This window comes from Bradyrhizobium sp. dw_411, assembly GCF_018449695.1.
Classification (GTDB): domain Bacteria; phylum Pseudomonadota; class Alphaproteobacteria; order Rhizobiales; family Xanthobacteraceae; genus Bradyrhizobium.
Genome location: NZ_JAAVUY010000020.1, coordinates 64,692 through 89,091, shown reverse-complemented (window position 1 = coordinate 89,091; position 24,400 = coordinate 64,692). Strand labels below are relative to the sequence as shown.

General features: G+C 60.8%; 22 protein-coding genes and 1 tRNA gene. 11 read left to right on the top strand and 12 right to left on the bottom strand.

Annotated elements, in window-relative coordinates:
- Positions 1 to 744 precede the first annotated feature (744 nt).
- Together HB676_RS28070 and HB676_RS28065 are read left to right on the top strand one after the other, a co-directional pair.
- A complete protein-coding gene (locus HB676_RS28070) occupies positions 745 to 1,602 on the top strand; it encodes an SDR family oxidoreductase (RefSeq protein WP_213741726.1) in 858 nt (285 codons plus the stop codon).
- Positions 1,603 to 1,815: 213 nt separating this feature from the next.
- On the top strand, positions 1,816 to 2,829 hold the full coding sequence (locus HB676_RS28065; RefSeq protein ID WP_213741725.1) for an alpha/beta fold hydrolase: 1,014 nt from the start codon (positions 1,816 to 1,818) through the stop codon (positions 2,827 to 2,829).
- Positions 2,830 to 3,722: 893 nt separating this feature from the next.
- Here HB676_RS28065 and HB676_RS28060 read toward each other — a convergent pair.
- Entirely contained in the window at positions 3,723 to 4,523 is an 801-nt protein-coding gene (locus tag HB676_RS28060) for a lytic murein transglycosylase (RefSeq protein ID WP_213741724.1), read from the bottom strand.
- A gap of 159 nt (positions 4,524 to 4,682) precedes the next feature.
- On the opposite strand from HB676_RS28060, the gene HB676_RS28055 reads away from it, so the two are divergent.
- Both HB676_RS28055 and HB676_RS28050 read left to right on the top strand, forming a co-directional pair.
- A complete protein-coding gene (locus tag HB676_RS28055) occupies positions 4,683 to 5,435 on the top strand; it encodes a phage Gp37/Gp68 family protein (protein WP_213741723.1) in 753 nt (250 codons plus the stop codon).
- A 193-nt stretch (positions 5,436 to 5,628) separates the two neighbouring features.
- On the top strand, positions 5,629 to 6,096 hold the full coding sequence (locus HB676_RS28050; RefSeq protein WP_213741722.1) for a hypothetical protein: 468 nt from the start codon (positions 5,629 to 5,631) through the stop codon (positions 6,094 to 6,096).
- 476 nt (positions 6,097 to 6,572) lie between these two features.
- Here the strand turns inward: HB676_RS28050 and rpoD are convergent, their stop codons facing one another.
- The 5 genes from rpoD to HB676_RS28025 form a co-directional block, all read right to left on the bottom strand.
- Positions 6,573 to 8,732 (bottom strand): RNA polymerase sigma factor RpoD, encoded by a 2,160-nt coding sequence (rpoD, locus tag HB676_RS28045; protein WP_213741721.1) that lies wholly within the window; start codon positions 8,730 to 8,732, stop codon positions 6,573 to 6,575.
- Between the two features lie 240 nt (positions 8,733 to 8,972).
- Positions 8,973 to 11,003, bottom strand: coding sequence for a DNA primase (gene dnaG / locus HB676_RS28040; protein ID WP_213741720.1), 2,031 nt, complete (start codon positions 11,001 to 11,003; stop codon positions 8,973 to 8,975).
- Positions 11,004 to 11,203: 200 nt separating this feature from the next.
- Positions 11,204 to 11,602: a gamma-glutamylcyclotransferase family protein gene (locus HB676_RS28035; protein WP_213741719.1), complete on the bottom strand. Its 399-nt coding sequence runs from the start codon at positions 11,600 to 11,602 to the stop codon at positions 11,204 to 11,206.
- A gap of 104 nt (positions 11,603 to 11,706) precedes the next feature.
- A complete protein-coding gene (locus tag HB676_RS28030) occupies positions 11,707 to 12,519 on the bottom strand; it encodes a transglutaminase family protein (protein WP_213741718.1) in 813 nt (270 codons plus the stop codon).
- 2 nt (positions 12,520 to 12,521) lie between these two features.
- On the bottom strand, positions 12,522 to 13,412 hold the full coding sequence (locus tag HB676_RS28025) for a transglutaminase family protein (protein ID WP_213741789.1): 891 nt from the start codon (positions 13,410 to 13,412) through the stop codon (positions 12,522 to 12,524).
- A 98-nt stretch (positions 13,413 to 13,510) separates the two neighbouring features.
- On the opposite strand from HB676_RS28025, the gene HB676_RS28020 reads away from it, so the two are divergent.
- Positions 13,511 to 14,314, top strand: coding sequence for an N-formylglutamate amidohydrolase (locus HB676_RS28020; RefSeq protein WP_213741717.1), 804 nt, complete (start codon positions 13,511 to 13,513; stop codon positions 14,312 to 14,314).
- Here the strand turns inward: HB676_RS28020 and HB676_RS28015 are convergent.
- The 3 genes from HB676_RS28015 to HB676_RS28005 all read right to left on the bottom strand — a co-directional run bounded on the left by HB676_RS28015 (position 14,311) and on the right by HB676_RS28005 (position 17,170).
- Positions 14,311 to 14,934 carry a LysE family translocator gene (locus tag HB676_RS28015; protein ID WP_213741716.1) on the bottom strand — a complete coding sequence of 208 codons (624 nt, stop codon included), beginning with the start codon at positions 14,932 to 14,934 and terminating at the stop codon, positions 14,311 to 14,313. The two genes, HB676_RS28020 and HB676_RS28015, sit on opposite strands and share 4 nt — an antisense overlap.
- 201 nt (positions 14,935 to 15,135) lie before the next feature.
- Positions 15,136 to 15,675 (bottom strand): hypothetical protein, encoded by a 540-nt coding sequence (locus tag HB676_RS28010; RefSeq protein WP_213741715.1) that lies wholly within the window; start codon positions 15,673 to 15,675, stop codon positions 15,136 to 15,138.
- A 10-nt stretch (positions 15,676 to 15,685) separates the two neighbouring features.
- Positions 15,686 to 17,170: a hypothetical protein gene (locus HB676_RS28005; protein ID WP_213741714.1), complete on the bottom strand. Its 1,485-nt coding sequence runs from the start codon at positions 17,168 to 17,170 to the stop codon at positions 15,686 to 15,688.
- A 153-nt stretch (positions 17,171 to 17,323) separates the two neighbouring features.
- Here HB676_RS28005 and HB676_RS28000 point away from each other — a divergent pair, with 153 nt between their 5' ends.
- Both HB676_RS28000 and HB676_RS27995 read left to right on the top strand, forming a co-directional pair.
- Positions 17,324 to 17,638 carry a metalloregulator ArsR/SmtB family transcription factor gene (locus HB676_RS28000; RefSeq protein ID WP_213741788.1) on the top strand — a complete coding sequence of 105 codons (315 nt, stop codon included), beginning with the start codon at positions 17,324 to 17,326 and terminating at the stop codon, positions 17,636 to 17,638.
- Entirely contained in the window at positions 17,631 to 18,086 is a 456-nt protein-coding gene (locus tag HB676_RS27995; RefSeq protein ID WP_213741713.1) for an SRPBCC family protein, read from the top strand. The genes HB676_RS28000 and HB676_RS27995 overlap by 8 nt, the downstream gene beginning before the upstream one ends.
- Positions 18,087 to 18,277: 191 nt before the next feature.
- Here the strand turns inward: HB676_RS27995 and HB676_RS27990 are convergent, their stop codons facing one another.
- Together HB676_RS27990 and HB676_RS27985 are read right to left on the bottom strand one after the other, a co-directional pair.
- On the bottom strand, positions 18,278 to 19,888 hold the full coding sequence (locus HB676_RS27990; RefSeq protein ID WP_213741712.1) for an acyl-CoA synthetase: 1,611 nt from the start codon (positions 19,886 to 19,888) through the stop codon (positions 18,278 to 18,280).
- A gap of 196 nt (positions 19,889 to 20,084) precedes the next feature.
- On the bottom strand, positions 20,085 to 20,540 hold the full coding sequence (locus tag HB676_RS27985; RefSeq protein ID WP_213741711.1) for a GatB/YqeY domain-containing protein: 456 nt from the start codon (positions 20,538 to 20,540) through the stop codon (positions 20,085 to 20,087).
- A gap of 179 nt (positions 20,541 to 20,719) precedes the next feature.
- Here HB676_RS27985 and carA point away from each other — a divergent pair, with 179 nt between their 5' ends.
- Both carA and HB676_RS27975 read left to right on the top strand, forming a co-directional pair.
- Positions 20,720 to 21,910: a glutamine-hydrolyzing carbamoyl-phosphate synthase small subunit gene (gene carA, locus HB676_RS27980; protein WP_213741710.1), complete on the top strand. Its 1,191-nt coding sequence runs from the start codon at positions 20,720 to 20,722 to the stop codon at positions 21,908 to 21,910.
- A 180-nt stretch (positions 21,911 to 22,090) separates the two neighbouring features.
- Complete coding sequence (locus HB676_RS27975) at positions 22,091 to 22,588, top strand: PaaI family thioesterase (protein ID WP_213741709.1); 498 nt, start codon at positions 22,091 to 22,093, stop codon at positions 22,586 to 22,588.
- Positions 22,589 to 22,758: 170 nt separating this feature from the next.
- Here the strand turns inward: HB676_RS27975 and HB676_RS27970 are convergent, their stop codons facing one another.
- Positions 22,759 to 23,286 carry a DNA starvation/stationary phase protection protein gene (locus HB676_RS27970; RefSeq protein ID WP_213741708.1) on the bottom strand — a complete coding sequence of 176 codons (528 nt, stop codon included), beginning with the start codon at positions 23,284 to 23,286 and terminating at the stop codon, positions 22,759 to 22,761.
- Between the two features lie 139 nt (positions 23,287 to 23,425).
- Here HB676_RS27970 and HB676_RS27965 point away from each other — a divergent pair, with 139 nt between their 5' ends.
- On the top strand, positions 23,426 to 24,121 hold the full coding sequence (locus HB676_RS27965; RefSeq protein ID WP_213741707.1) for a class I SAM-dependent methyltransferase: 696 nt from the start codon (positions 23,426 to 23,428) through the stop codon (positions 24,119 to 24,121).
- 78 nt (positions 24,122 to 24,199) lie between these two features.
- Positions 24,200 to 24,276: transfer RNA gene (locus tag HB676_RS27960), tRNA-Ala, on the top strand.
- The last annotated feature ends 124 nt before the right edge of the window (positions 24,277 to 24,400 follow it).

The following is a 24,400-nucleotide window of genomic DNA, read 5'->3' as shown; positions in this document are numbered from 1 at the left end:
CCGAAAACACGTCAAAACGCATAACACCTGTGGATAACGCGATGACGGCTATGTGACAGTGCGGGGCAGCGGCCTGCGAATCTGTTGGGATCGTAATCGAGGATGTTGCGAGGTCGGCCCTCCGCCAAGCATGCCTCGTGTCGCGTTTCCACCCATTAACCCAAAAGAGGATGCTATGGCTAAGAAAGCGAAGAAGGCGAAAAAGGCGAAGAAGGCCAAGAAGACAAAGAAGGCTAAGAAGTAGTCTTCAAGCCCGGGTGGAGTCTCAGCTCCGCCCGGGCACCCAACGACGTTTTTACAAAACAGCGGGCTTCGGTCCGCTTTTTGTTTTTGGGACTGGCGCAACGCGCAAGCTGTCATCGCCCGGCTTGACGATGCTCCTCATCCTGAGAGCCTGACTGATAATTCGCAGGAGCCACCGTGTGTGGCTTTAAGTACCGGTTCCCGCGCAACTTTAGAATCGATTGGCGTGTGGTTCTGAAATTTTAGAATCAAGAGAAGCGAAGCTAAATCGACTGCCGCAGGACAAAAATGCCAAAGTGCGGCCGTCCTGCGAATTATGAGTCAGACTCTGAGGAGCCGCGAAGCGGCGTCTCGAAGGATGGCGGCGGGATCGGGGCCTTCATGGTTCGAGACGGCGCAAGAGCGCCTCCTCACCATGAGGAATGGGCACCGTCCATCTTGCGCGAAACAGCGCGAACCCGCACAACGCAAACTCCCCTTCCCTATCAGGAGGTACCCCGCATGACCGAAATCCGTGGAGCCGCCGCCATCACCGGGGCGGCCAGTGGCATCGGCCGGGCGCTGGCACTGGAGCTGGCCGCGCGCGGCTGCGATCTGGCGCTGGCGGATCGTGACGAGGCCGGGTTGCAGGCGGTCGCTGCGGAAATTGCCAAGACTTCATCGCAAAACAAGGCTTCATCGCAGAAAGTCAGCGTCCACCGCGTCGATGTCAGCGAGCCCGCAGCTATTGCCGACTTTGCGCAGGCCGCCACCTCAACCCATCCCGGCCTTAACATCGTCATCAACAATGCCGGCGTCGCCCTGCTCGGCGCTTTCAGCGAGATCGACCAGGCGCAGATGGACTGGCTGATGAACATCAATTTCTGGGGCGTGGTGCATTCGACCCGCGCCTTCCTGCCGCATCTGGCGACTCAGCCCGAGGCGCACATCGTCAACCTCTCCAGCATTTTCGGTATCGTCGCGCCGCCCGGACAGACCGCCTATTCCGCGGCGAAATTCGCGGTGCGCGGCTTTTCGGAGGCGCTGCGCCATGAACTGCAGATGGCGAAGAGTCCGGTTCGATTATCGGTCGTGCATCCCGGCGGCGTGCTGACCAACATCGTGCGCAACTCCCGCGCCGGCGTCGGCGTTACCGACAATGCGCGCCGCGCGGAATCGATCGAACGCTTCGATAGCATCGCCAAGACCACGCCCAAGGCCGCGGCGCTGCGGATCATCGAGGGCATCGAGAAAAACCAGCCCCGCATCCTGATCGGCAACGACGCCCGCTTCATGGACCTGCTGCAACGGTTTCGGCCGGAGACTTATTGGGCCGTCATGGCGAAGCGGATCGAGAGGATGAGCAGGAAGGGGAAGTAGGCGCCGCCATACCCGCGCTCGCACGTCACACTCGATTGTCGTCCCGGCGAAGGCCGGGACCCATAACCACAGGCAGCAGGGGTCAGGCACAGTCGTCGAACAGCGAGTTTATAAGATAGGCCGCGGCGTATGGGTCCCGGCCTTCGCCGGGACGACGAGTTGTGGGTAGGTTACACAGCGCCATCCGCCAGCCACTTTAATGAAAGCAACCCAATGACAAGAAAATGGCTTCTGACCTTCCTGACCGGCGCGGCGATCGCGCTGGCGGCCTCGCCTGGCCGGGCCGAGATCGCGGCCAGCATCGAGTATGATTTCGTAGCCCCGCCGGCTTCGCTGCCGGCCGAGCTGCAGCCGCATGACGGGATGTCGCTGCGGTTTCTCGCGATCAAGGCGATCGACGGCTACGGCGTCGACGCCGCGCTGTGGCAGCCGGACGGCAAAGAACCAGCGGATACGACGCTGGTCGTGATGGTCCACGGCAGCGGCGACAATTACCAGCATGGGCCGCAAGGTGCGCTCGGCGTGTGGTTCGCCGCCAAAGGCTATGCCGCGCTGTCGATCTCGACGCGCCAGCATGACGCCAACATCAACACCGAGAACTTCTTCGATGTGCGCCGCGACATCGAGGCCGCCGTGCAAACCGGCCGCGCGCTAGGTTACAAAACGTTGGTCTTGCAGGGGCACAGCCTCGGCAATATTCAGGTGCAGTTTTATGCGGCGACCAATTGGGATGCGGATATCAAGGCGGTGATGCTGCTCGGGCCGTTCAGCAACCTGCCCTGGAAGACGCGCAACATTTTGGTCAAGAACGAAGACACTTTCAAAGCCTTGATCGATGCCGCGATGAAGTCGTTGCGCGACGGCACGCTCGACAAGGTGCTGCCGGTGAAGATGCATTATTTCACCGGCCAGGACGTGGCGGTCACCGGCCAGCATTTCCTCACCTACCGCTGGAGCGAGACCAGCGTCGCCGACGGCACGTTCTGGATTCGCCGCATTCCGAAACCGATCCTGATCGTCCGCGATCAATCCGACGCCCTGATCCAGCCGTTCGAACCGGAGCAACTGGTGGCCGCCGCCCACGCCGAGGGTTCGCTGGCACCTGTTATCGACTACGTGGTGTTATCAGATGCCCGACCGGTGAGCCTGAAAGCGCATTACTTCGACGGCAACGAGCAGCCGCTGGCGGATGTGATCACGAAGTGGCTGGCGGAACGGGGACTTTAGTTTTTCCCTCCCCCCGCGAAGCGGCGGGGAGGGATCAAGGGTGGGGGGTAGCGCCGCGAATACCGCTGTCCGCGAATATGCCGATAGACCCCCCACCCCCGACCCCTCCCCGCCACGCGCTACCGCGCGCGGAGGGAGGGGAGAAGAAGACGAATTCAAATTTCAAACAGCCACGCGCGGCATTTTCGATCGTCATTGCGAGGAGCGATAGCGACGAAGCAATCCATGGCGCCGCGCAAAGAAAGAATGGATTGCTTCGCTGCGCTCGCAATGACGGCAAGGCACACCTACGCCTTCCCGCGACGCAATCCGCCCGAGTTGTGCCAAAAACTCCCGCCCTCTTCCGAGGGCGCAGGGAATACCGGGCGCCTGGTGCGCCCGCCGCCGCATGTGCGAAGATCGTGGGTAGAAAGCACACGCGTTAAACAGGTCACACCGAAAACACCCGGCATTCCCCGCGCAATGGTTTACGGCTTACTTCGCGCTCTCCCCGGCGATCGGGCTGTTTTGCCACCGTCGCTCCGCAGGTAAACCCGCGAAACTTGACGCCAGCGTCGAGGCGTCAGGACCACACGACTTTGCCGTCCGCTTCAGTTGCTCTCGTCAGAAGCACCATCCGCGTCCACCGCATCCCGCCTCACGTCCGTGACGATCGCGAAACGCCCCTCAGGGAGGCGGGACGGCGGAATCAATATTCCTGTTTCTACCGGGGCGTCAAGTTTATTTCGGAAAATCGGAAATTATGGCGGCGCTGTCGCCGCCCCACCGGTCCGTAGGGTGGGCAAAGGCGCACTTGCGCCGTGCCCACCATGATGCGTCCGGTGCTTCTTGAGAGGGTGGGCACGCTTCGCTTTGCCCACCCTACGACGCGGCCTTCGCCGGGACGACGAGAACTACCGTCCCGTCAACTGATCCGCGAAATACCCGATCGTCTTGCGATAGATCACCGCGTGATTCCATTCGCGCATCGCTTCGAAATTCGCGGTGCCCTCGCCGTAGGGCGCACCCATCTTGAAGCCGTTGGTGTGCAGGAGGTTCGCGGTCGACGCCAGCACGTCGGGCACCGAGTGACGCAGATCGACGCGGCCGTCGCCGTCGAAATCGACGCCGTATTTGATGTAGGACGACGGCAAAAATTGCGTCTGGCCGATCTCGCCCGCGAACGCGCCGATCAGATCGCGCAGAGGCAGATCGCCGCGCTGCACGATCTTCAGCGCCGCGAGCAATTCGCCCTGAAACAATTCGGTGCGGCGGCAATCATGCGCCATGGTCGCGAGCGTGCGGATCACGGGCAGCTTGCCCATGTCGCCCTTGCCGAAATCGGTCTCCAGCCCCCAGATCGCCACGAGAATTTGCCGCGGCACGCCATACTTGGCCTCGATGCTCGCCAGCAGCGCCGCATGCCGCTGCAACATCGCCCGCCCGCCATTGATGCGGCCGGCGCCGACGCGGGTCGAGACATATTGCTCGAACGACTTGTTGAACGTGTAGCGCTGACGCCGATCGAAATTCAGCACCGTCATGTCCTCGCTCACGCCACCCAGCGCCTGCGACAGCACGCTTTGCGAGACGCCAGCCGCCGCAGCCTCCTGCGACATCGCCGCGACAAAGGTGTTGAAGTCGCCGCCGCAGCGGGCGGCGAAGGAGGGGGTGGAGAGGGTTAGGGCGGCGAGGAGGATTGTAGCGCGGAGCATCGGCGTTTCTTCCAAAAGTGCATGCGTTGAACGGTTGTCTTTAGCACCTTCCCACACATCATGATCCCCTTCCAACGTGCCTTAACCTAAGGGTGTCGCGTTATCTGTTAGCATCATTTTCGATTGGCTTTTGTTCTTATTTTGTTCTATGGTGATCAAATGGCATCCGCGACGCAAATCGAATGGACCGACGCGACATGGAACCCTGTTACGGGTTGCACGAAGATCACACGTGGCTGTGACTTCTGCTACGCGGAGCGTTTTTCAGAGCGGTTTCGAGGTGTACCCGGACATCCATTTGAAGACGGCTTCGACTTGAAACTGCGGCCAGACCGACTTGCGCAACCGTTAAATTGGCGGCAGCCGCGGCGCATCTTCGTCAATTCGATGAGCGACCTATTTCACAAAGAGATACCACGGTCGTTCATTGATTCCGTATTCGACACAATGGAAGCCGCCGACTGGCATACCTTTCAGGTCCTGACCAAACGTAGTTCGCTCATGGCCCGATATCTTCGCAATCGATATGGTATCGGCAAGGCGCCTTCGCATATCTGGATAGGCGTATCCGTCGAAGACGCGAAGAATGCAGTTCGACTGAAACATCTTCGCGTTGCACAGGCATCCGTTAGATTTGTCTCGTTCGAACCTCTGTTAGGTTCTGTGGGCAAGATTGATCTCAAGGGAATCGATTGGGCTATTGTAGGTGGCGAGAGCGGTCCCCACTCCCGACCGATGGCAGAAGAATGGGCGATTGAAATCCGGGATCAATGTCGGTCCGCCAAGGTCGCATTCTTCTTCAAGCAGTGGGGTGGTGTTCGGCCGAAGTCCGGCGGACGTCTTCTAAACGGACGCGAATGGAATCAATATCCTAAAATTCCACAAAAAGTGCATTTAGAGGCGGCGGAATAGAAAGGAAGAATTGTGACCGACCCATATTCTGGTCGCGAGCAAACGGGTGCCAAGCATTTTATTCTTAAGAGCTACCTTCAAGCGCTCGCGTTCAAAGTTCTAACGTTCTCGAATGTCACCTATATCGACGGGTTTTCGGGACCTTGAAAGGCTATTTCGAGAAACACTCAAGTCAGTAGGAAATTTCAACTACGTGATTTCAACTAGGATCGATAAAGCAACTGCCGAACGCCCTTATTTCTTCATCGCTTACGGAACGAAAAGCTCAGACGGCCTTAAAACATTTCGGCAGATCGAATATGACGCGCTGCGCAAGCATGCAAAAAACCGGGCCAATGCGATGGAGCAGAAACGAGAGCAGCGATTGAATACCGTCGACATGTTCGCAGGCCACCAAGCTTCGGTGCAAGAAGCTACAATCGATGAGATCGTTTCAGAACAAAAATCCCTAGCTTCAACTCGTCTGATGGAGGTACTTTCTCAGGGCCCCTTGAAGTTTTCTCGAGTTGTCGCCGGGCTACTTCAGCCCTTCATGCTGAGAGAAACTAACGTGAAAGACATCTGCGTTGATCTTGCTAAGACTGACAAAATTGAAAACACGTGGGGTAGCGGCAACCGAAAGCCTGCCGACGAAAATATTATAAAATTGAAAGTCAGTTAGTTTTAAAGATCACGTCAAATTCGGTTATGCCTACCTAAAAGCGATCCGCCTTACACCAATCACGCCTATCGCGCTGTATATTGCGTTCTGAGTTGAGTTCAGCAATTTGCTCATCTGCAATGCCGCATCGCAAAAACGAATCTTCATAACCATCGATTGCATTTGGAAGAGAATCGGTCACGATGAACGTGTACCGCTAATGGTATGCAACAAGTCTGGAGGGCGGTTATGACCCGCGAAAACCTCTCGGCTGTTGCGGATGCAGTGATAATCCTAACTGGAGCGCTCGCGTTAATCGAGGAGTTCCAAAGGTTATTTTAAAAATCCGCCCACTGGTTTTGCCAGGAAGGAAACTTGGAAACTTGCCGTTCGCAAACGGCCCAAGTTCTAGGGAGAGAAACGCTTCAAGAAGAAGTAGAGCCGAGGCATCGCTGCCTCGGCTCTTAAATTTCGTAGCCACCACCTATGTTCTGAAATCAGTTATCGAGAAAGCTCCGCAGCTTCCTCGACCTGCTCGGATGCTTCAGCTTGCGCAGCGCCTTCGCTTCGATCTGACGAATACGCTCTCTGGTCACCGAGAACTGCTGACCGACTTCTTCCAGGGTGTGATCGGTGTTCATGCCGATGCCGAAGCGCATGCGGAGCACGCGTTCTTCGCGCGGGGTAAGCGAGGCCAGCACGCGGGTGGTGGTTTCGCGCAGGTTGGACTGGATCGCGGCGTCAATGGGGAGGATCGCGTTCTTGTCCTCGATGAAATCGCCGAGATGCGAGTCTTCCTCGTCGCCCACGGGCGTTTCGAGCGACAGCGGCTCTTTGGCGATCTTGAGAACCTTGCGCACCTTCTCCAGCGGCATGCCGAGCTTTTCGGCGAGTTCTTCCGGGGTCGGTTCGCGGCCGATTTCATTCAACATCTGGCGCGAGGTGCGCACGATCTTGTTGATGGTCTCGATCATGTGCACGGGAATGCGGATGGTGCGGGCTTGATCTGCAATGCTTCGCGTGATCGCCTGCCGGATCCACCAGGTCGCATAGGTCGAGAATTTGTAGCCGCGGCGGTATTCGAATTTGTCGACCGCCTTCATCAGGCCGATATTACCTTCCTGGATCAGATCGAGGAATTGCAGGCCGCGGTTGGTGTATTTCTTGGCGATCGAAATCACGAGCCGCAGATTGGCCTCGACCATTTCCTTCTTGGCCTGGCGCGCCTCGCGCTCGCCCTTCTGCACGCCGTGCACGATCTTGCGGAATTCGCCGATCTCGAGCCCGGTCAGCGCCGCCAGCGACTGGATCTCGTGGCGCAGTTCCTTGATGCGGTCCTTTTCGTGATGCACGAAATTCTTCCAGCCTTTGGCCGAAAGCTTCGAGACACGGTTGAGCCAGCGCGGATCGAGCTCCGAGCCCTGATAGTTGCGCAGGAAGTCTTCGCGCGCGACGCCGTGGCTGTCGCCGAGACGCAGCAGGCGGCCCTCGAACGACACCAGCTTCTTGTTGATGTCATAGAGCTGCTCGACCAGTGAATCGATACGGGCCTGGTTGAGCCGCAGCGACTTCACCTCGACGATGATGTCGTCCTTCAGCTTCTTGTATTTGCGCTCCTGCGCCGGAGACAGCGTCTCGTTCTGGAGCTGGTTAGAAATGTCCTGTTCCTGGAGACGGCGCAGCTTCTTGTAGTTGTCGGCGATCTTGTCGAAAGTTTCGACCACCTTCGGCTTCAGCTCGGCCTCGATCGCCGCGAGCGACATCTGGTTTTCGAACTCGTCGTCATCCATGTCGCCGTCAGCGGCGCCTTCGGACGATTCCTTTTCGCCGCCTTCGGGCGCGGCCGCAGGCGCGGCGCGAAATGGCGTCGGCGACGGCGGGGCGGCCGGCGGCGCAATATGCGAAGGGGCTGCGGCAGCGGGCATCGCGCCGCCATTGCCGTTGGCCGCGCCGTTGGCATTGGGCAGCGGCTGGCCATCGGGGCCAAGAGGCGCCGCGAGCAGCGCGGGGTTCATGTTGTTCTTGGCGTCGGGGCCAGCATACGTGGCTTCGAGATCGATGATGTCGCGAAGGAAGATCTTTCCTTCGTTGAGTTCGTCGCGCCAGATGATGATGGCCTGGAATGTCAGCGGGCTTTCGCACAGGCCCGCGATCATCGCCTCGCGGCCGGCTTCGATGCGCTTGGCGATCGCGATTTCGCCCTCGCGCGACAGCAATTCGACCGTGCCCATCTCGCGCAGATACATGCGGACGGGATCGTCGGTGCGCTCGCCGGGTTCGGATTTCTTGACTTCGGTGACGGCCTTCTGCGTGACCTCGACCAACTCGTTGTCGGTCTCGTCCTCGGCCTCTTCCTTGTTTTCTTCCTCGCTGTCGGCGTCCTCGGCTTCGGAGACGTTGATGCCCATGTCGGACAGCATCGACATGATGTCTTCGATCTGCTCGGGCGAGGTGGTGTCGGACGGCAGGACTTCGTTGAGCTGATCGAAGGTCACGAAGCCGCGCTTCTTGGCCTGCTTGATCATCTTCTTGACGGCGGCATCGGACAGATCGAGCAACGGCGACGGTGCGTCCGGCGAATCCTTCTCAGGGGCGTCTGCTGCCTTGTCGTCTTTTTCCTTGTCTTTAACCTGCAGCGTCTTTGCCTTGGTGGCCATTCATTGCTCCTGAAACGCGCTCATGCAGGGTACGTCGCCGCGCCCGCCTTGGATTACTAAATGCCTTACGACGCGGAAAGGGCGGCGCAAACCCTCGCCACCCCCGAATCTTCGCTTGTTGGTTTCGAACTCGTAGCCCGCAGGCCCTTAAGCTTCGCTTAACCCTGTTTTTGCAGCCAAACCATGGATTTGGCGAGTCTTTTTGCGGTTCCGGCCCCCGCCATCCGCATCATTTTTTAATCAGACGCTGCGCTGGAACCGACCAGATGATTCTCCAAAACCCTCGATCAGGGCCTCGGTGCCATCCACTTCCGCCAGTCGTGCCTTGACGTCCCGAAGCCATGCCATGTTTGCCTCGCTCGGCTCGTCGCCCAGGGCGACCTCGGCATCCTTCAATTCCCTAAGTAAGGAGTGCCATTGGCGATGCAAGGAGACGAGCTGGTGCCAGGTGGAAAGAACGTCCTCCCGCGCCGCGCCGGTTTTCGTGCCCCACACCGCCGAGGTCGTGATCGCGCCTTCAACCCGTTGAAGTGACTGCGAAAATCCGCCCGCCTCCAGATCGGCCCGCATCTTCTCGCTCTGTTCTTCTGGGTCGGGGCTGTGGTGATGATCGTGGGCGAAAGCCGCGATGATGCCGGCGCGCAGCTTGTGGGCTTCCGGATGGGCCAATTCCAGGGCTGCTACTTCCTCCAGATGGTCGTGCAGCAGCCAGGGGTGATTGATCAGGGACTGCAGAATTAAGGCTTCCCGGCGCGACATCGCGCTGCGCTGGCCGCGCATAATCGGGCTGTTGGCGAGCTGGGAACTCGCGGCCTGATAGGGGCCGCGGTTGATGGTCTGGCTGCTGGCGGAGGCCTGGGACCGGCCGAATTTTGGTTCGATTCGGCCCGCCGCGCCCGGGGTGAATGAGGCCCGGGGGGTAAAAGCGCGGCCTGATTCGCGGCCGGAATTGCCGCCCTGGCCGCGAAAATTGCCGCGCGAAAAACCACCGCGACCGCCTTCCGGCGCGAAGGTGCGCTGCAGCCGCTCGGCCAAATCCTGGCGATAATAGCGCCGCACCACCTCGTCGCGGATCCCGTTCGACAATTCACCGATGCGCTTTTCCAGCGCCGCGCGCCGCTCCGGCGTCGCGTAGCTGCTGCCTTCGATTTCACGCGACCAGATCACGTCCGCGAGGCCGCGCGCGGCCGAGATCACTTCCTCGATCGCGGCACGGCCGCCGGAGCGCGCGAGATCGTCGGGGTCCTGGCCTTCGGGCAGCAATGCGAAGCGAAGGCTCTTGCCGGGCTGCAACAACGGCAGCGCCAGATCGGCGGCGCGCCACGCGGCTTTCTGGCCGGCCTTGTCGCCGTCGAAGCAAAGTATCGGCTCGTCCGCCATCTTCCAGAGCAGCATGAGCTGGTTTTCGGTCAGCGCGGTGCCAAGCGGCGCGACGCTGGCGGCAAAGCCGGCGCCGACCATCGCGATGACGTCGACATAGCCTTCGACCACCACCAGCGCCGCGCCGTTGTGGGTGGCGAGGCGCGCGGGGGCGAGGTTGTAGAGATTGTCGCCCTTGTGAAACAGCGGCGTTTCCGGCGAATTCAGGTATTTCGCGGCGACGTCCTTTTCCAGCGCGCGGCCGCCGAACGCGATGACGCGTCCGCGCAGATCGGCGATCGGAAACATCACGCGGTCACGGAAACGGTCGTAGGGAACCGGAATGTCGTCGCCGCCGATCAACAGCCCCGCCTCGACCATGTCGTCGACCGGAATGCCCTGCGCGCCGAGATATTCCTTGAGCGCGAAGCGTTCGCCGGGCGCATAGCCGATGCGAAACTGCAATTGCGTGGCCGGCGAAATCGCCCGGTCAGCAAGGTAGCCGCGCGCCTTGGCACCGTTGCGCGAAGCCAACGTGTCCGCAAAGAATTTCGCGGCGAGGTCCATCACATCATAGAGGGTCTTGCGGCGCTGCTCGTGCCGCGCCGCATCGGGCGTCACAGCAGGCAATGGCACCCCGGCCATCGATGCGAGACGCTCGACCGCTTCGGTAAAACCGACGCCTTCGGTCTCCATCAAAAACGAGATGATGTCGCCATGCTTGCCGGAAGAGAAGTCGTGGTAAAAACCCTTCTGGTCGTTGACCGTGAACGACGGCGACTTCTCCTGCTGAAACGGCGACAGCCCCTTCCACTCCCGCCCCGCTCTCTTCAACTTCACGCGCCGGCCCACGACTTCCGAAACCGGAAGCCGAGCCCGCAGTTCTTCGAGAAATTGAGGCGTAAAGCGCATGGGTTGGTTATGTGACCGAGTCGGGTTAACCGACCATCGATATAGTGAGTAAGGTCTCACTTCTCTAGGATTGACAGATTTCGCCCGCTATACACAGGGCTCACAACCGTCATTCCGGGGCGCGTCGAAGACGCGAACCCGGAATCTCGAGATTCCGGGCTCGATGCTGCGCATCGCCCCGGAATGACAGCATAGGGAACCTACCCCTCCAGAAACCGCCCCGACTCGATCCGCGCCAAATGCGCGACCGGCCAGTTGTAGACGTAGGTCCACACCTCGCTTACCGCGCCGCCTTCCAGCGTCACGGATAACATCTGCCGCACATACTCGGTCGGTTCGGGAAAGCCCTCGCCGCAGGCTTCGTACATGTCGAATTCACGCAGCAGCTCGACCGGCTGGCGCAAGCGATAGACTTCGCCGAACACGACGTCATTGGGGTCGTCCGACAGCACCAGCCCGGGATAATGCTTCACGCGGTAGAGCCGGCCGCGGCAACGGGCCTCGCCGATGAAATCGGCGCTGCGCGACAGCAGCTTCGCCATCGGATGGTCGAAACCGCGCATCAGGGTGCCGTAGACGAAGAGACGATCGGAGGTCATGGGCGGTGTATAATCGTCATTGCGAGCGAAGCGAAGCAATCCATCCTTGCTTCCGTCATTCCGGGATGGTGCGTTAGCACCAGACCCGGAATGACGACGTCAGATCAAGCCGCCACCACCTCATCGCTGATCACCAAAAACTTCACCAGGTCCATCCGCCCGAAGCTCGTGGTCAGCGCGACGTCGGCGGCGTCGCGGCCGGTGCCCATCAGGATGCGGCCGATGCGGGGATGATTGTGGCGCGCGTCGAAGGTGTACCATTGGCCGGAAAGATAGACCTGAAACCAGCCGGAAAAATCCATCGGCGCCGGATCCGGAGGAATGCCGATGTCGCCCATGTAACCCGTGCAATAGCGCGCCGGGATGCCCATGCAGCGGCAGAAGGTCAGCGCCAGATGCGCGAAATCACGGCAGACGCCGGTGCCCTGCTCGTAGACATCCTGCGCGGATTTCATGTGATGCGCGTGTTCATAACCGAACGTGACGTGGTTGTGCACAAACGTTGAGATCGCCGCGACCCGCTCCCAGCCGGGCTGCGTGTTGCCGAACAGCGACCAGGCGATATCGGTGAGCTTGTCGGTCTCGCAATAGCGGCTCGCCATCAGGTACATCAGCACTTCGTCGGGCAACTGCTCGATCGGCACTTGCTGTGCAGTCGGCATCACCACATCGGGCAATCCGGAATCGCGCACCAGCGCGTGGCCGCGAAACGTCACGCCGCCGGCGGGCGCTACCAGCCGGCCGCAGACATTGCCAAAACTGTCGCGGTAGAACCCGATGGGAACATTGGGATCGGCGACAATGCTTTCGGTGCCGACGATATCCGAAAAGCGCGAAGGATGAATGCTGAGCATGATCACCATCGGCGTCGGCTGCACCGCCGCATAGGTGATCTCGAAACCCACTTTGATTTCCATGATTACACCCTCACTTCTTCACCGGTTGCGACCACATCGATGCTGACATGCATGCCGACAAACGCATCGGCTGAACCCAGATACGTGCCGTGCAGCGGGATGGCCTGGCGTGGATCGCGCGCGACCGCGACGCGCACGAGGTCGCGGGTGCCGATAATGCCGTTGGTCGGATCGAATTCGATCCAGCCCGCGCTCGGCAGATAGACCTGCACCCAGGCGTGGGTGGAGCCGCCGCCGGCATAGCCGTGGGCGCGGTCGCCGGGAATGAACAGATAGCCCGATACGAAACGCGCGGCGATGCCGAGCCGGCGCAGCGCCTCGATCATGAACAGCGCATAGTCGCGGCAGGTGCCGGATTTGGTCTGCAGCGTATCCAGCGGGTGTTGGGTGCCGTGTTCATGTCGCTTGCGATAGCTGAACTGCTCGCGGATGCCATGGGTCATGCCGGAGAGAATGTTGAACGTTGGCGTCGGCCCCTCCGCATCGAGAAAAGTCCGCGCCCAGGCCGACAGCTCGCCGCCGGGATCGCCATATTGCGGCGAGATGTACTGCGCGAGGTCGGGAAACTCCTCCCGGTCGTACAGAAACGGATAGAAATAAGCCGGGTCGTCGGCGGTCAGCGCGAACTCCTCGGCCGGATTGTGCTCGACGACAGCGGTCGAGGAAAACGTCAGGGTTTGCGCCCGCGCGTCGAAGGTCGCGATCGCGACGCTGTTGCCGAACACGTCGTGAATCCAGCGCAGCGACATCGGCTCCGGCACGATGTCGAGATGGCCCGAAACCACGCGCAAATCGTGGCCGTCGCGCGGGCGCAGCATGATCCGATGTTCGCCGAACGCCACCGGGTGGGTATAGCGATATTCGGTCTTGTGATGGATCGTCAGCACAGGCATCGTCGGCGCAATCATCGTGATTTCCGGCAATCTAATCTATACCGTACCCTGCTTATTTATGGGTCGGCATGCTGCTTCGATAGGCAAAGAGTAAAGAAATGGCTTCAGACAATGCCGGCGGCTCATCTTTACTCCTGAGCCAACAAGATGTTCCGCCGGTCCATGAAGATAATACGCTGGGCGCCTCGCCCTTTCTGCTCACATCTGACCATTACGGCCGGCTGATTCCGGCCACGCTCGGCGATCTCGGACTAGCCGCCAGCGAGATGACGCGGCATATCGCCTGGGATGTCGGCATCGCCGGCGTCGCCGACGCGCTTTCGAAACATCTCGGCGCGCATCTGATCGCGCAGCGTTATTCGCGGCTCGTGATCGACTGCAATCGCCCGCCGGATGTGCCGAGTTCGATCCCGCGCATCAGCGAAGCGACGGTCATTCCCGGCAATGAGGCGATCACGCGCGAGGCCGCGCAGACCCGCAAGCAGACGATCTTCGATCCCTATCACCGCCGCATCGCCGAGGTGATCGAAACACGCCTGCGAAACTCCATTCCGACCGTGCTGGTGTCGCTGCATAGCTTCACGCCGGTTTATGCAGGGATCATCAGGCCCTGGCATATCGGCACGCTCTATCACCGCGACACGCGCCTGCCGCCGCTACTGTTGAAAATGTTGCGCGCGGAAGCCGATCTGGTGGTCGGCGACAACGAGCCCTATGCGGTCAGCGACGAGACCGACTACACCATCCCGGTGCATGGCGAAGCGCGCGGGCTGATGAACACCGGCATCGAAATCCGTCAGGATCTGATCACTGAACCCTCGGGGCAGATGGAATGGGCGGATCGATTGGCGCGCATTTTTGGTGAGATTGAAATTGCGATGCGCGCGCAGGGGCTGATTTAGTTCACCTTGGCCCGCGTCAGCGCCAGCCAGATGCCGCCGCCGATCATGAAACCGCCTGACACGCGCGACAACAACCGCGTCCGCCGCACCGAGAAAAAGCGCCGCACCCGGCCGGCCAGGATCGCATAGGTCGCATCCGTCATCGCCGCCGTGATCATGAAGGTGACTCCGAGCAGCGCGACCTGCGAGAGATGATCCTGATTCATGTCCATGAACTGCGGAATGAACGCCCCGAAAAATACCAGCACCTTGGGATTGCTCAGCGCGACCAGAAACCCCTGCAGGAAAAACCCGCCGCGCGGCGGCGGTGGCGGCGCCTCATCGCTGACGCCCTCGACCGGCGCGCGGATCAGCTTGATGCCGAGCCACACCAGATAGGCCGCGCCGGCGAAGCGCACCCAGTTGAACCAGTAGCCCATCGTGGCCATCAGCGTGGTCAACCCGATCGCCACGATGCCGATCACGATGGCAAGCCCGGCCTGCACGCCCAAAATATTGATCAGCGCCGCACGGGTGCCATAGCGCAGCCCGTTGGCGATCATCAGCGTAACGATCGGCCCCGGCAACAGCGCGAGCCCGATGCAGGCGGCGACAAAAGCGAGATAGAGTTGAAGGGACATGGGAGACGCTTTCGTGAATTAGCGGGCGACTGAATTATGCATCAAATGTAACAACAGAAAAGCCGCGCTCTTCCCCTCCCCTTGTGGGAGAGGGTGGCTTCGCGAAGCGAAGACGGGTGAGGGGTTCTCTCCGCGGATAGAGACCCCTCATCCGGCGCTGCGCGCCACCTTCTCCCACAAGGGGAGAAGGGAAGTAAAAACTCACCCGCCGTCGATCGCGGCGGTCATCCATTTCTTCATTGCGATGGATTTTAGAAACTCCAGCGCTGCGCGCTGAACGCCCCCCGCTTCGCCGCGGCCTTTCGCGACCGCCACCAGCAAATCGCAATGCTTCGACACCGCGATGCCCACTGCTGTATGCCGCGAACCGTCCTGCATTCGCAGATCGTAACTGCGCAGACGCCCGGCCATGTCGGCAACCTCGATAACGCCGCCCGGCGCCAGCGGCACGAAACGCTCGCTCATCAGATCGAGGTCGGCCACGCGGTCGACCTCGTCGTCATCGGCGACTCCAGAGTCGCAGTTGCAGAAGCCGATCTTGGGCCGCACGTAGACCTCGACCTCGCCGCCGCAGGCCTCAGTGGCGCAACGGAATGCGCGGCCCGCGGGCCATGCGTCGCGCGGAAACGGCCAGGCGATTTCTCGCCAGCCGTCACCGTTGGAGCGGACATGCTGATAGCCGGCGAGCGCCGATGCCGTGCAGATCGCAACAACTGAGGCGGTCAGCAGCCAGCGGCGCATCCGCATCACCTCATTGCGGCAAACCGGCCACGGCACGCGCCGGCCCGGTCAGTTCCAGAATGTGCAGGCCGGTGTTGGCGCGGTCGACGGCGTAGATATAGCCGCGCTCATCGGTCTCGACATTGTTGGTCTGAATCGCGACCTTGCAGCGGTCCTTGCCGTCGATCTTGACGCAGCGCTTGTCGGTCGCCGCCGTGATCGAGGGGATGAAATAGCCGACTTCGACCGGGTGGTAGGGATCGCGGATATCGAGCGCACGCACGCCGGCATTGAAGAAGGCGATGAAGGCCATCTTCTTGTAATAGACCGGCGCCATGCTCTCATTGGAGGAATGCGAGCCAAACCGCCCGCCACGGTCGCAGAACGCACCGGAGGCTTCCGGCACCGTGTAGCTCGAAATCACCATCGGGCGATTTTCCACGGTAACATCGGCGAACCACACCATCTGCCGCGGCTCGGCACATTCGTTGAGGATTTCCTCGTCGACGATCATGACGATGTCGCGTTCCTTGCCGTCCTTGTCCTTGGCGAATTCCGCGATCGGCATTTTCAGCATCGGGAACGTGGTGTGGGCGCCGTTGAACGCCGACATCGGCATCCGTGAGATTTCCGGGAAACGCAGATTGTCCGGCGTCGGCTCCTTCGGGCCGGTCAACAGCTTCTCGCGATCGATGATCTGCACGAAGCCGCCCTTGTCGGTGCCGTAGCCGAAATAGACCCGGTTGCCTTGCGGCCCGGCCGAGATCGGTCCGTGAACTTCAGTCGGCACAGCACCGGTCGCGCCCGGCTCCTGGCCCGGCAGGCCGAAATCCCTGATCTTCACGGGATGCGCGGGATCGCTGAGATCGTAAATCTGCGTCATCCGGCGCGTGCGCCAGTCGGGCGCACCCGACACCAGAAAGGCGATGCCGGTTTCGCATTCCCACCAGTTCTTGTGGGTGTCCTTGAGCCCGTCGATCCTGGTGATCAGCGACGGATTGGCGGGATCGGCGACGTTCCAGATTTCATGGGCTTCACTGCCGAAGGTGCGCAGCATGTACACCGCGTTCTTGTCACCCTTGGGCAGTTGCTTGCCGTCGCAGACGCGAACCATCTGCGCACCGCCGCTCTCGTATTTTCCTTCCTGCCCCGGAATGTGCCGCAGATATTTCGGATGCGCGGGATCGGTGACGTCGACAATCGAAGTCCCGTTCGGCTCAGCCTTGCCGGTCATCGGATTGACCGGATCTGGAATGTCATCGGTGCCGCCGTGATGGCCGATATAGGCGATCCAGCGATCGCCCTGATGATGGATGGTGGGCTGATAGGCGCTGCGCGCCTGCAGGTCGTTGCTGCCAACCAGCTTCATGTTGGACGCTTCCGGGGGAGCCCCGATCACCTGGCTCTTTATTATCTCGCTCTGGGCGTGGGCGCCGGAGCCGGCCGCGATCAAAATTACCGAGAAAGTCGAGAGAACTACTGAGACACTTTTTGCCAGTTTGAGACGACCGGTCATGTTTCTTCCACCCAGGTTTCCAAAACCAATCTGCGTTGGTCACAGCGACGCTAGCACGACAACATGACGCACCGAAACATCATCTTGGAAACACCCCCTTGCATGGAAACATCCGCTTGACATGCAACCATTTGGTTGCCTATTATGTTTGCTATGGATGAGGTCTTCAAAGCACTGGCGGATGCGTCGCGACGCTCTTTGCTGGACCGGCTTCACCTGAAAAACGGGCAGACCCTGAACGAGCTTTGCGAGGGCCTCGCGATGACGCGGCAGGCCGTGACCAAGCATCTGGTGATTCTCGAGGCCGCCAATCTCGTCACCGCGTTCAAGCATGGCCGCGAGAAGCTGCACTACCTCAACCCGGTGCCGATCCATCAGATCGGCGAGCGGTGGATCAGGAAATTCGAGCGCGGCAAGCTCACCGCGCTCAGCGAATTGAAACGGCAACTGGAGAAGCGTGATGAGTAAACCGGAATTCGTCTATGTCACCTATATCGAGACCACCCCAGAAAAACTCTGGCACGCGCTGACCGACGGCGACTTCACCCAGCGCTACTGGTTCGGCGCCCGGCTAAGATCAGATTGGAAGCCGGGATCGTCCTTCGAGATGGTGCGAAGCGACGGCAGCGTGTCCGATGCCGGCAAGGTCGTCGAATACGATCCGCCGCGACGGCTGGCCTATACGTTCGTGAATCAATCGGAAAAATATAAAAACGAACTCCCCGCACTCGCGACGTTCGTACTCGAGCCCTATGGCAAGCTGGTCAAGCTGACCTTGACGCATCAAGGCTTCGCCGACGGCAGCAAGTTCTTCCAGGGCATCTCCAAGGGATGGCCCGCGATCCTGTCCAGCCTCAAGAGCATCCTTGAAACCGGACAGCCGCTGGAGATTCCATATGCCGCGCTGAACATGTGATGCGTGAGAATTGAGGCGTCGCCGTCGTCCCGGCGAAGGCCGGGACGACGGTGTGGAGGCGATGTCGCTCGACATCTTCGGTCGTCATACGCGGGCTTGACCCGCGTATCCATCATGCTTCAAAAATCTTGTGAAGAGGATGGATTGCCGGGTCAAGCCCGGCAATGACGGATGAGGAAGGCGTTCGCCTCTCACCCCAGCTTCCGCAACTCCCGGCGCAACACTTTCCCCGTCGCGCCCATCGGCAAGCTTTCCGTGAACTGCACGAAGCGCGGATATTCATGCGCAGCGAGTTGTACTTTCACGAAGTCCTGGATCTCGCGTGCCAGGGCATCGCCGGGCGCAAAGCCCGGGCGCAGCACGATCCAGGCATTGATGGACTCGGTGCGGATCGGATCGGGAATGCCGACCACCGCCGACATCGCGACCGCCGGATGCTTCATCAGCGTGTGTTCGATCTCCGAAGGCCCGACACGGTAGCCGGCCGTGGTGATCACGTCGTCCTCGCGGCTGACATACCAGAAATAATCGTCCTCATCCTGGATGCCGAGATCGCCGGTTAACAGAAATGCACCGGCAAATTTTTTCGCAGTTGCTTCCGGGTTGCGCCAGTATTCGAGCATCGTGCACGGGTTCGGCTGGCGCACGCCGATGATGCCGCGCTGCCCGCGCGGCAATTCCTCGCCCGCTTCGTTGACAATGCGCACGTCGAAGCCCGGCGTCGCCTTGCCCATCGAGCCCGGACGGATCGGAAACAGATCGGCATTGTTGCCGACCACCAAATTGCACTCGGTCTGGCCATAGATCTCATGCGCATCGATGCCGAAAGTCGCGCGCACCCAATCGAGCAATTCACCGCCGAGCGACTCGCCGCCGGTCAGGATGCTGCGCAGCTTCACACCGGGATGCCTGACATCGGCCAGCCGCATCAGTTTGAGCGCGGTCGGCGGCAGAAACACATTGCGTACGCCGTGATCGGCCATCAACTGCATGGCCATCTGCGGTTCGAATTTCCGGGCGCGGTAGCCCACCACTGGAACGGCGTGATACCAGGCCGGAAACAGCGCATCGAACAGACCGCCGATCCAGGCCCAGTCGGCCGGTGTCCACATCACGTCATCCGGCTTCGGCAGGAAGCCATGCACCATCTCGACATTCGGCAGATGCCCGAGCAGCACGCGATGCGCATGCAGCGCGCCCTTCGGATTTCCCGTGGTGCCCGAGGTGTAGATGATGATGGCGGGATCGTCGGCCGAGGTATCGACCGTGGCGAATTCCGCGGAGGCTGATTTCAGCGACGACCAGAACGATTTGGCGCCGGCAGGAGCGCGATCGCCGGTGAGATAGATATTGGCGAGGTCCGGTAGCCGGTCGCGGATCTTTGCCAGTTTCTCCCAGCCGGTCTCGTCGGTGACGATGGCACGGGCGCCGGAATTCGATAACCTAAACTCCAGCGCGTCTTCGCCGAACAGCGTGAACAACGGCACCGACACCAGGCCGGAGCGAAACGCGGCCAGATGCGCGATAGGCAATTCCAGCGATTGCGACAGAAACACCGCGACGCGGTCGCCGTGCATGAGTCCATCGGCTTTCAGCACATTGGCAAAACGGCGCGACATCTCGCTGATGTCATCGAACGAGGTCCGCTGCGCCGTGCCGTCTTCATCGAGATAGATCAGCGCCGGACGTCCCGTGCCATCGGCATGGCGGTCGCAGCACGCGCTCGCGATGTTGAACCGCGCCGGGATGTCCCAGCGAAAGTCGTGGTAGAGCGCGTCGTAGTCGGTGGTTTCGGTGAGCATGTGTGGCCTTCGAGTTCTGCACCACCTCTGAGACGTCCTCGGTGTCCTCCCTGCGAACGCAGGGACCCATAACCACCGGCTTTAGTTATGGACCGTGACGCCTCAACATCCCGAACCAAATCGCGCTTTCACGGCGTATGGGTCCCTGCGTTCGCAGGGACGACGACCAACTTGAGTTGCGTCACCTCGAACTCGTTCACCCCGCCAGCGCCGCCTTCACCATTCCGCTGGCCTTGCCGAAATCCATTTGCCCCGCGTATTTCGCCTTCAGCGCGCCGATCACCTTGCCCATGTCCTTGATCCCGGCAGCACCGGTCTCGGTGATGATGGCCGAGATCGCGGCCGTGACTTCGGCTTCCGACATCTGCTTCGGCAGATAGGCCGAGATGATCGCGATCTCCTCGCGCTCCTGCGCGGCCAGTTCGGCGCGGCCGCCCTTGTCGTAGAGCTCGACCGATTCCTGGCGCTGCTTGATCATTTTCTGGAACACGCCGAGCAGGTCGGCGTCGCTGAGCGGCGGCTTGCCCTGCCCGCGCGCGTCGATGTCGGCATTCTTGATGGTCGAATTGACCATCCGCAGTGTGGAGAGCTTGCGCTCCTCCTTGGCTCGCATCGCGTCCTTGACCGCGTTGTTGATGTCATCGCGCAGCATTGCCGTATCCTTTATCTTTACGCTCCTGATCTAGGCGGTTCGCAGCCCCTTAACAACCAGTTCCGCAGCCGCTATGCCCGGCCAGGACGAAAGAAAACTGGTAAATATGCGGATTTTGCATGTGAATCCGCCACTTCCGGCTTTGACGCCCGAGGGGGCGACGACTATGTAATGCGCTCATGACAATACCTGAAAACAGCTCAGCCTGGCCGGATCACAAACCGACCGCGCTCCTCGTGCTCGCCGATGGCACCGTGCTGGAGGGCTTCGGCCTCGGCGCGGAAGGCCATGCGGTCGGCGAAGTCTGCTTCAACACCGCGATGACCGGCTATGAGGAGATCCTCACCGATCCCTCCTATGCCGGACAGCTCATCACCTTCACTTTCCCGCATATCGGCAATGTCGGCACCAACGACGAGGATGTCGAGACGGTGAACATGGCGGCGACGCCGGGCGCACGCGGCGTGATCCTTCGCGCGGCCATTACCGATCCGTCGAACTACCGCGCCTCCAAGCATCTCGACCAGTGGCTGAAGGCGCGCGGCATCATCGGCCTTTCCGGCATCGACACCCGCGCGCTGACCGCGCTGATCCGCAGCAAGGGCATGCCGAATGCCGTGATCGCGCATGCGCGCGACGGCCAGTTCGACCTGCATGGGTTAAAGGAAGAAGCCCGCGAATGGCCCGGCCTTGAAGGCATGGACCTGGTGCCGATGGTCACGTCTGGCCAGCGCTTTACCTGGGACGAGACGCCATGGGCCTGGGAAAAAGGCTTTGGCCGCCAGACCGCGCCCGAATTCAACGTGGTCGCGATCGACTACGGCATCAAGCGCAACATCCTGCGTTTGCTCGCCGGTGAAGGCTGCAAGGTCACGGTGGTGCCGGCGACCACGTCGGCGGAAGACATCCTGGCGATGAAGCCCGATGGCGTGTTTTTGTCTAACGGCCCCGGCGATCCCGCCGAGACCGGCAAATATGCCGTGCCGGTGATCCAGCAGGTGATCAATTCGGGCACGCCGACGTTTGGTATTTGTCTCGGCCATCAGATGCTCGGCCTCGCGGTCGGCGCCAGGACCATCAAGATGCATCAGGGCCATCACGGCGCCAATCATCCGGTCAAGGACGAGACCACCGGCAAGGTGGAAATCACCTCGATGAACCACGGCTTCGCGGTGGATCAGGCGACCTTGCCGAAAGGCGCGACCCAGACCCACATCTCGCTGTTCGACGGCTCTAATTGCGGCATCCAGCTCGAGGGCAAGCCGGTATTCTCGGTGCAATATCACCCCGAAGCATCCCCCGGCCCGCGCGACTCGCATTATCTGTTCAAGCGGTTCGCGGATTTGATGCGGGCGAAGAAGAGCGCGTAAGGCCACCTCCTCGCAGCGTCATTGCGAGGAGCGTTAGCGACGAAGCAATCCATTCTTTCTTTATGCCGCCGTGGATTGCTTCGCTACGCTCGCAATGACGTTGAAATATCGAGGTTCGAGGCGCTGGCAAAATAATGCGCCGCTTTGTATGATATTCGTCATTCTAAACAGGACCCCACCATGCCCGACACGTCAGCCCCCACGGTCGAATACGGCGTAACCCCGACGCAGGTCATGGCGTCGATGCCGGGCATCGATTTCGTCCGCGCCATTTTCGCGGGCAAATTGCCGACGCCACCGATCATGCAGACCGTCGAGCCGTTCGACTATGCGGCCGAACCCGGCGTGATCTCATTCCAGAGCGTTCCCGGTTTTCGGCATTACAACCCGATCGGGTCGGTCCATGGCAGCTATGCTGCGGCGTTGCTGGATTCGGCGATGGGGCTGGCGGTGCATTCGATGCTGCCGGCCGGGAGCGGCTACACCACGCTCGAATTCAAGATCAGCTTTATCCGCGGCATGACCAAGGATACCGGTCCGGTGCGGTCGGAAGGCCGCACGCTGAGCGTCGGCCGCCGCGCCGCCACCGCCGAGGGTCGCATCACCGACTCCAAAGGCCGCCTGCTCGCGCATGCGACCACGACGTGTCTGGTGTTCGAGATTCCGAAGGAAGGCTGACGCGGCCTTCTTCCCTTCTCCCCTTGTGGGAGAAGGTGCCCTCGCGAAGCGAGGGCGGATGAGGGGCCTGTATCCGCGGAAAGAACCCCTCACCCGTCCGCGATGCCCGGGGCATCGCGTCCACCCTCTCCCACAAGGGGCGAGGGGAAAAGGCGCTCGCGACCGCCGAACTACGCCTCGTTGCCGCCTTCCTGGCGGCTGGCTTCGAACAGGAACCAGGTGCGGCGTTCGGTTTCGTCGATGAAGGTTTCGAGCAATCCGGCGGTGCCGGAATCCTCGTGCTCATCCGCAAGCTTGTGGGCCTTTCGCATCGCAGCCGCGACATGCTTGTTGTCTTCCATCAATTCGCGCAGCATTTCGCGCGGCGGGACATAGGCCTCGTTATTGTCCTTGATGGTCTGGTGCTTGCCGATCTGCCCGATCGAGCGCAGCGTGGTGCCGCCGAGCTTGCGCACGCGCTCGGCCAACTGGTCCGTGGTCGCGAAGATCGCATCGGACTGCTCATCGAGCATCAGATGATAGTCGCGGAAATGCCGGCCGCTGACGTGCCAGTGGAAATTCTTGGTCTTTACATAGAGCGCGAAGGCGTCAGCCAATAGCGTATTGAGCGACGCCGAAATCTTCTCGACCGCCGCGGGCGGCAAGTCGGTCGGGGTATCGAGGTCGGGGGAAACTTTATCAGATTTGGCTTTGCTCACGATGCACCTTCCTGTTTGGACCCGGACACTTTAAGAACCGGAAGCGGCGGCAATGGACACGGCTCGCCGGACCCTCTAACGCATCATACGCGCACCGGTTCCATCCCCGGAACCCCTGTTTTACCGGACGCCTGAAATCATGGACGACTGGATCGATTATTACGATTCCACCCATACGATTTATGCCAGCAGGCTGCACCGTGACCTGCATTTCCAGCTCATCGCCAAGGATATCATCGGCTACATCACCTCCCCGGACGCCGTGGTGCTGGATTATGCCTGCGGCGAAGCGCTGTCGGCGGCAGAGGTCGCGGATGCCTGCGGCAAACTGTATCTGGCCGAACCCGCACCGGGCGTGCGCGGCCGGCTGATCGCGCGGTTTGCGCCGAACACCAAGATCAGGGTGCGCTCGCTGGATGATTTGCGGAAAATGGCGGAGAAATCGGTCGATCTCGCTGTCATGAATTCGGCCGCGCAATATATGACACCCGCGGAGCTGGATTCCGCCTTCGCGGTGATCCGGCGGCTGCTCAAGCCCAGCGGCCGGCTTGTTATAGGCGACATCCTGCGGCCGGAGGTCGGCATGGGCCGGGACGTCACAGCGCTGTTGCGGTTTGCGGGGACCCACGGCTTTCTTCGGGATGCGCTGATCGGGCTGGTCTCGACCGCGCTGTCGGATTACCGGCAATTGCGCGCACGCGTCGGCCTGCAGCGCTACGGCGAGGCCGAGATGATCGCGAAACTCGCCGCCAGCGGATTTTCCGCGACGCGCGCCCTTTCCAATATCGGCCACAATCCGTGGCGGATGACGTTTGTGGCGCGCCACGCGTTCTAAACTCATTAAAATTGGCCGCATTAGCGTTAATGCGCGGCAAGCGTGGCGCCTTGTCACAGGATCGGCGATGCTTGGATCGGCCCGGTGGCGGAAAGCGTCGACGCGGGAGCAGTGCATCGCTCTTTATCCTGGTTCAAATCCAGGCCGGGCCTCCAGCCTTCGCTGCTCCGCAGCTTCGGCTCGGCTGGCCATTAGCCGGCGAAGGCTGTCGCGCCGTAGCTCGAAGAGCGAAGGCGGACCCTGGCCCACCAATCCAGCCTCAAATATCGCTAAAATGCC

What these genes read in the sequence shown, in the direction of transcription:
- HB676_RS28070 (WP_213741726.1), top strand. Translation starts at nt 745, where the DNA reads ATGACCGAAATCCGTGGAGCCGCCGCCATCACCGGGGCGGCCAGTGGC.
- HB676_RS28065 (WP_213741725.1), top strand. Translation starts at nt 1,816, where the DNA reads ATGACAAGAAAATGGCTTCTGACCTTCCTGACCGGCGCGGCGATCGCG.
- HB676_RS28060 (WP_213741724.1), bottom strand. Translation starts at nt 4,523, where the DNA reads ATGCTCCGCGCTACAATCCTCCTCGCCGCCCTAACCCTCTCCACCCCC.
- HB676_RS28055 (WP_213741723.1), top strand. Translation starts at nt 4,683, where the DNA reads ATGGCATCCGCGACGCAAATCGAATGGACCGACGCGACATGGAACCCT.
- rpoD (WP_213741721.1), bottom strand. Translation starts at nt 8,732, where the DNA reads ATGGCCACCAAGGCAAAGACGCTGCAGGTTAAAGACAAGGAAAAAGAC.
- dnaG (WP_213741720.1), bottom strand. Translation starts at nt 11,003, where the DNA reads ATGCGCTTTACGCCTCAATTTCTCGAAGAACTGCGGGCTCGGCTTCCG.
- HB676_RS28035 (WP_213741719.1), bottom strand. Translation starts at nt 11,602, where the DNA reads ATGACCTCCGATCGTCTCTTCGTCTACGGCACCCTGATGCGCGGTTTC.
- HB676_RS28030 (WP_213741718.1), bottom strand. Translation starts at nt 12,519, where the DNA reads ATGGAAATCAAAGTGGGTTTCGAGATCACCTATGCGGCGGTGCAGCCG.
- HB676_RS28025 (WP_213741789.1), bottom strand. Translation starts at nt 13,412, where the DNA reads ATGCCTGTGCTGACGATCCATCACAAGACCGAATATCGCTATACCCAC.
- HB676_RS28020 (WP_213741717.1), top strand. Translation starts at nt 13,511, where the DNA reads ATGGCTTCAGACAATGCCGGCGGCTCATCTTTACTCCTGAGCCAACAA.
- HB676_RS28015 (WP_213741716.1), bottom strand. Translation starts at nt 14,934, where the DNA reads ATGTCCCTTCAACTCTATCTCGCTTTTGTCGCCGCCTGCATCGGGCTC.
- HB676_RS28010 (WP_213741715.1), bottom strand. Translation starts at nt 15,675, where the DNA reads ATGCGCCGCTGGCTGCTGACCGCCTCAGTTGTTGCGATCTGCACGGCA.
- HB676_RS28005 (WP_213741714.1), bottom strand. Translation starts at nt 17,170, where the DNA reads ATGACCGGTCGTCTCAAACTGGCAAAAAGTGTCTCAGTAGTTCTCTCG.
- HB676_RS28000 (WP_213741788.1), top strand. Translation starts at nt 17,324, where the DNA reads ATGGATGAGGTCTTCAAAGCACTGGCGGATGCGTCGCGACGCTCTTTG.
- HB676_RS27995 (WP_213741713.1), top strand. Translation starts at nt 17,631, where the DNA reads ATGAGTAAACCGGAATTCGTCTATGTCACCTATATCGAGACCACCCCA.
- HB676_RS27990 (WP_213741712.1), bottom strand. Translation starts at nt 19,888, where the DNA reads ATGCTCACCGAAACCACCGACTACGACGCGCTCTACCACGACTTTCGC.
- HB676_RS27985 (WP_213741711.1), bottom strand. Translation starts at nt 20,540, where the DNA reads ATGCTGCGCGATGACATCAACAACGCGGTCAAGGACGCGATGCGAGCC.
- carA (WP_213741710.1), top strand. Translation starts at nt 20,720, where the DNA reads ATGACAATACCTGAAAACAGCTCAGCCTGGCCGGATCACAAACCGACC.
- HB676_RS27975 (WP_213741709.1), top strand. Translation starts at nt 22,091, where the DNA reads ATGCCCGACACGTCAGCCCCCACGGTCGAATACGGCGTAACCCCGACG.
- HB676_RS27965 (WP_213741707.1), top strand. Translation starts at nt 23,426, where the DNA reads ATGGACGACTGGATCGATTATTACGATTCCACCCATACGATTTATGCC.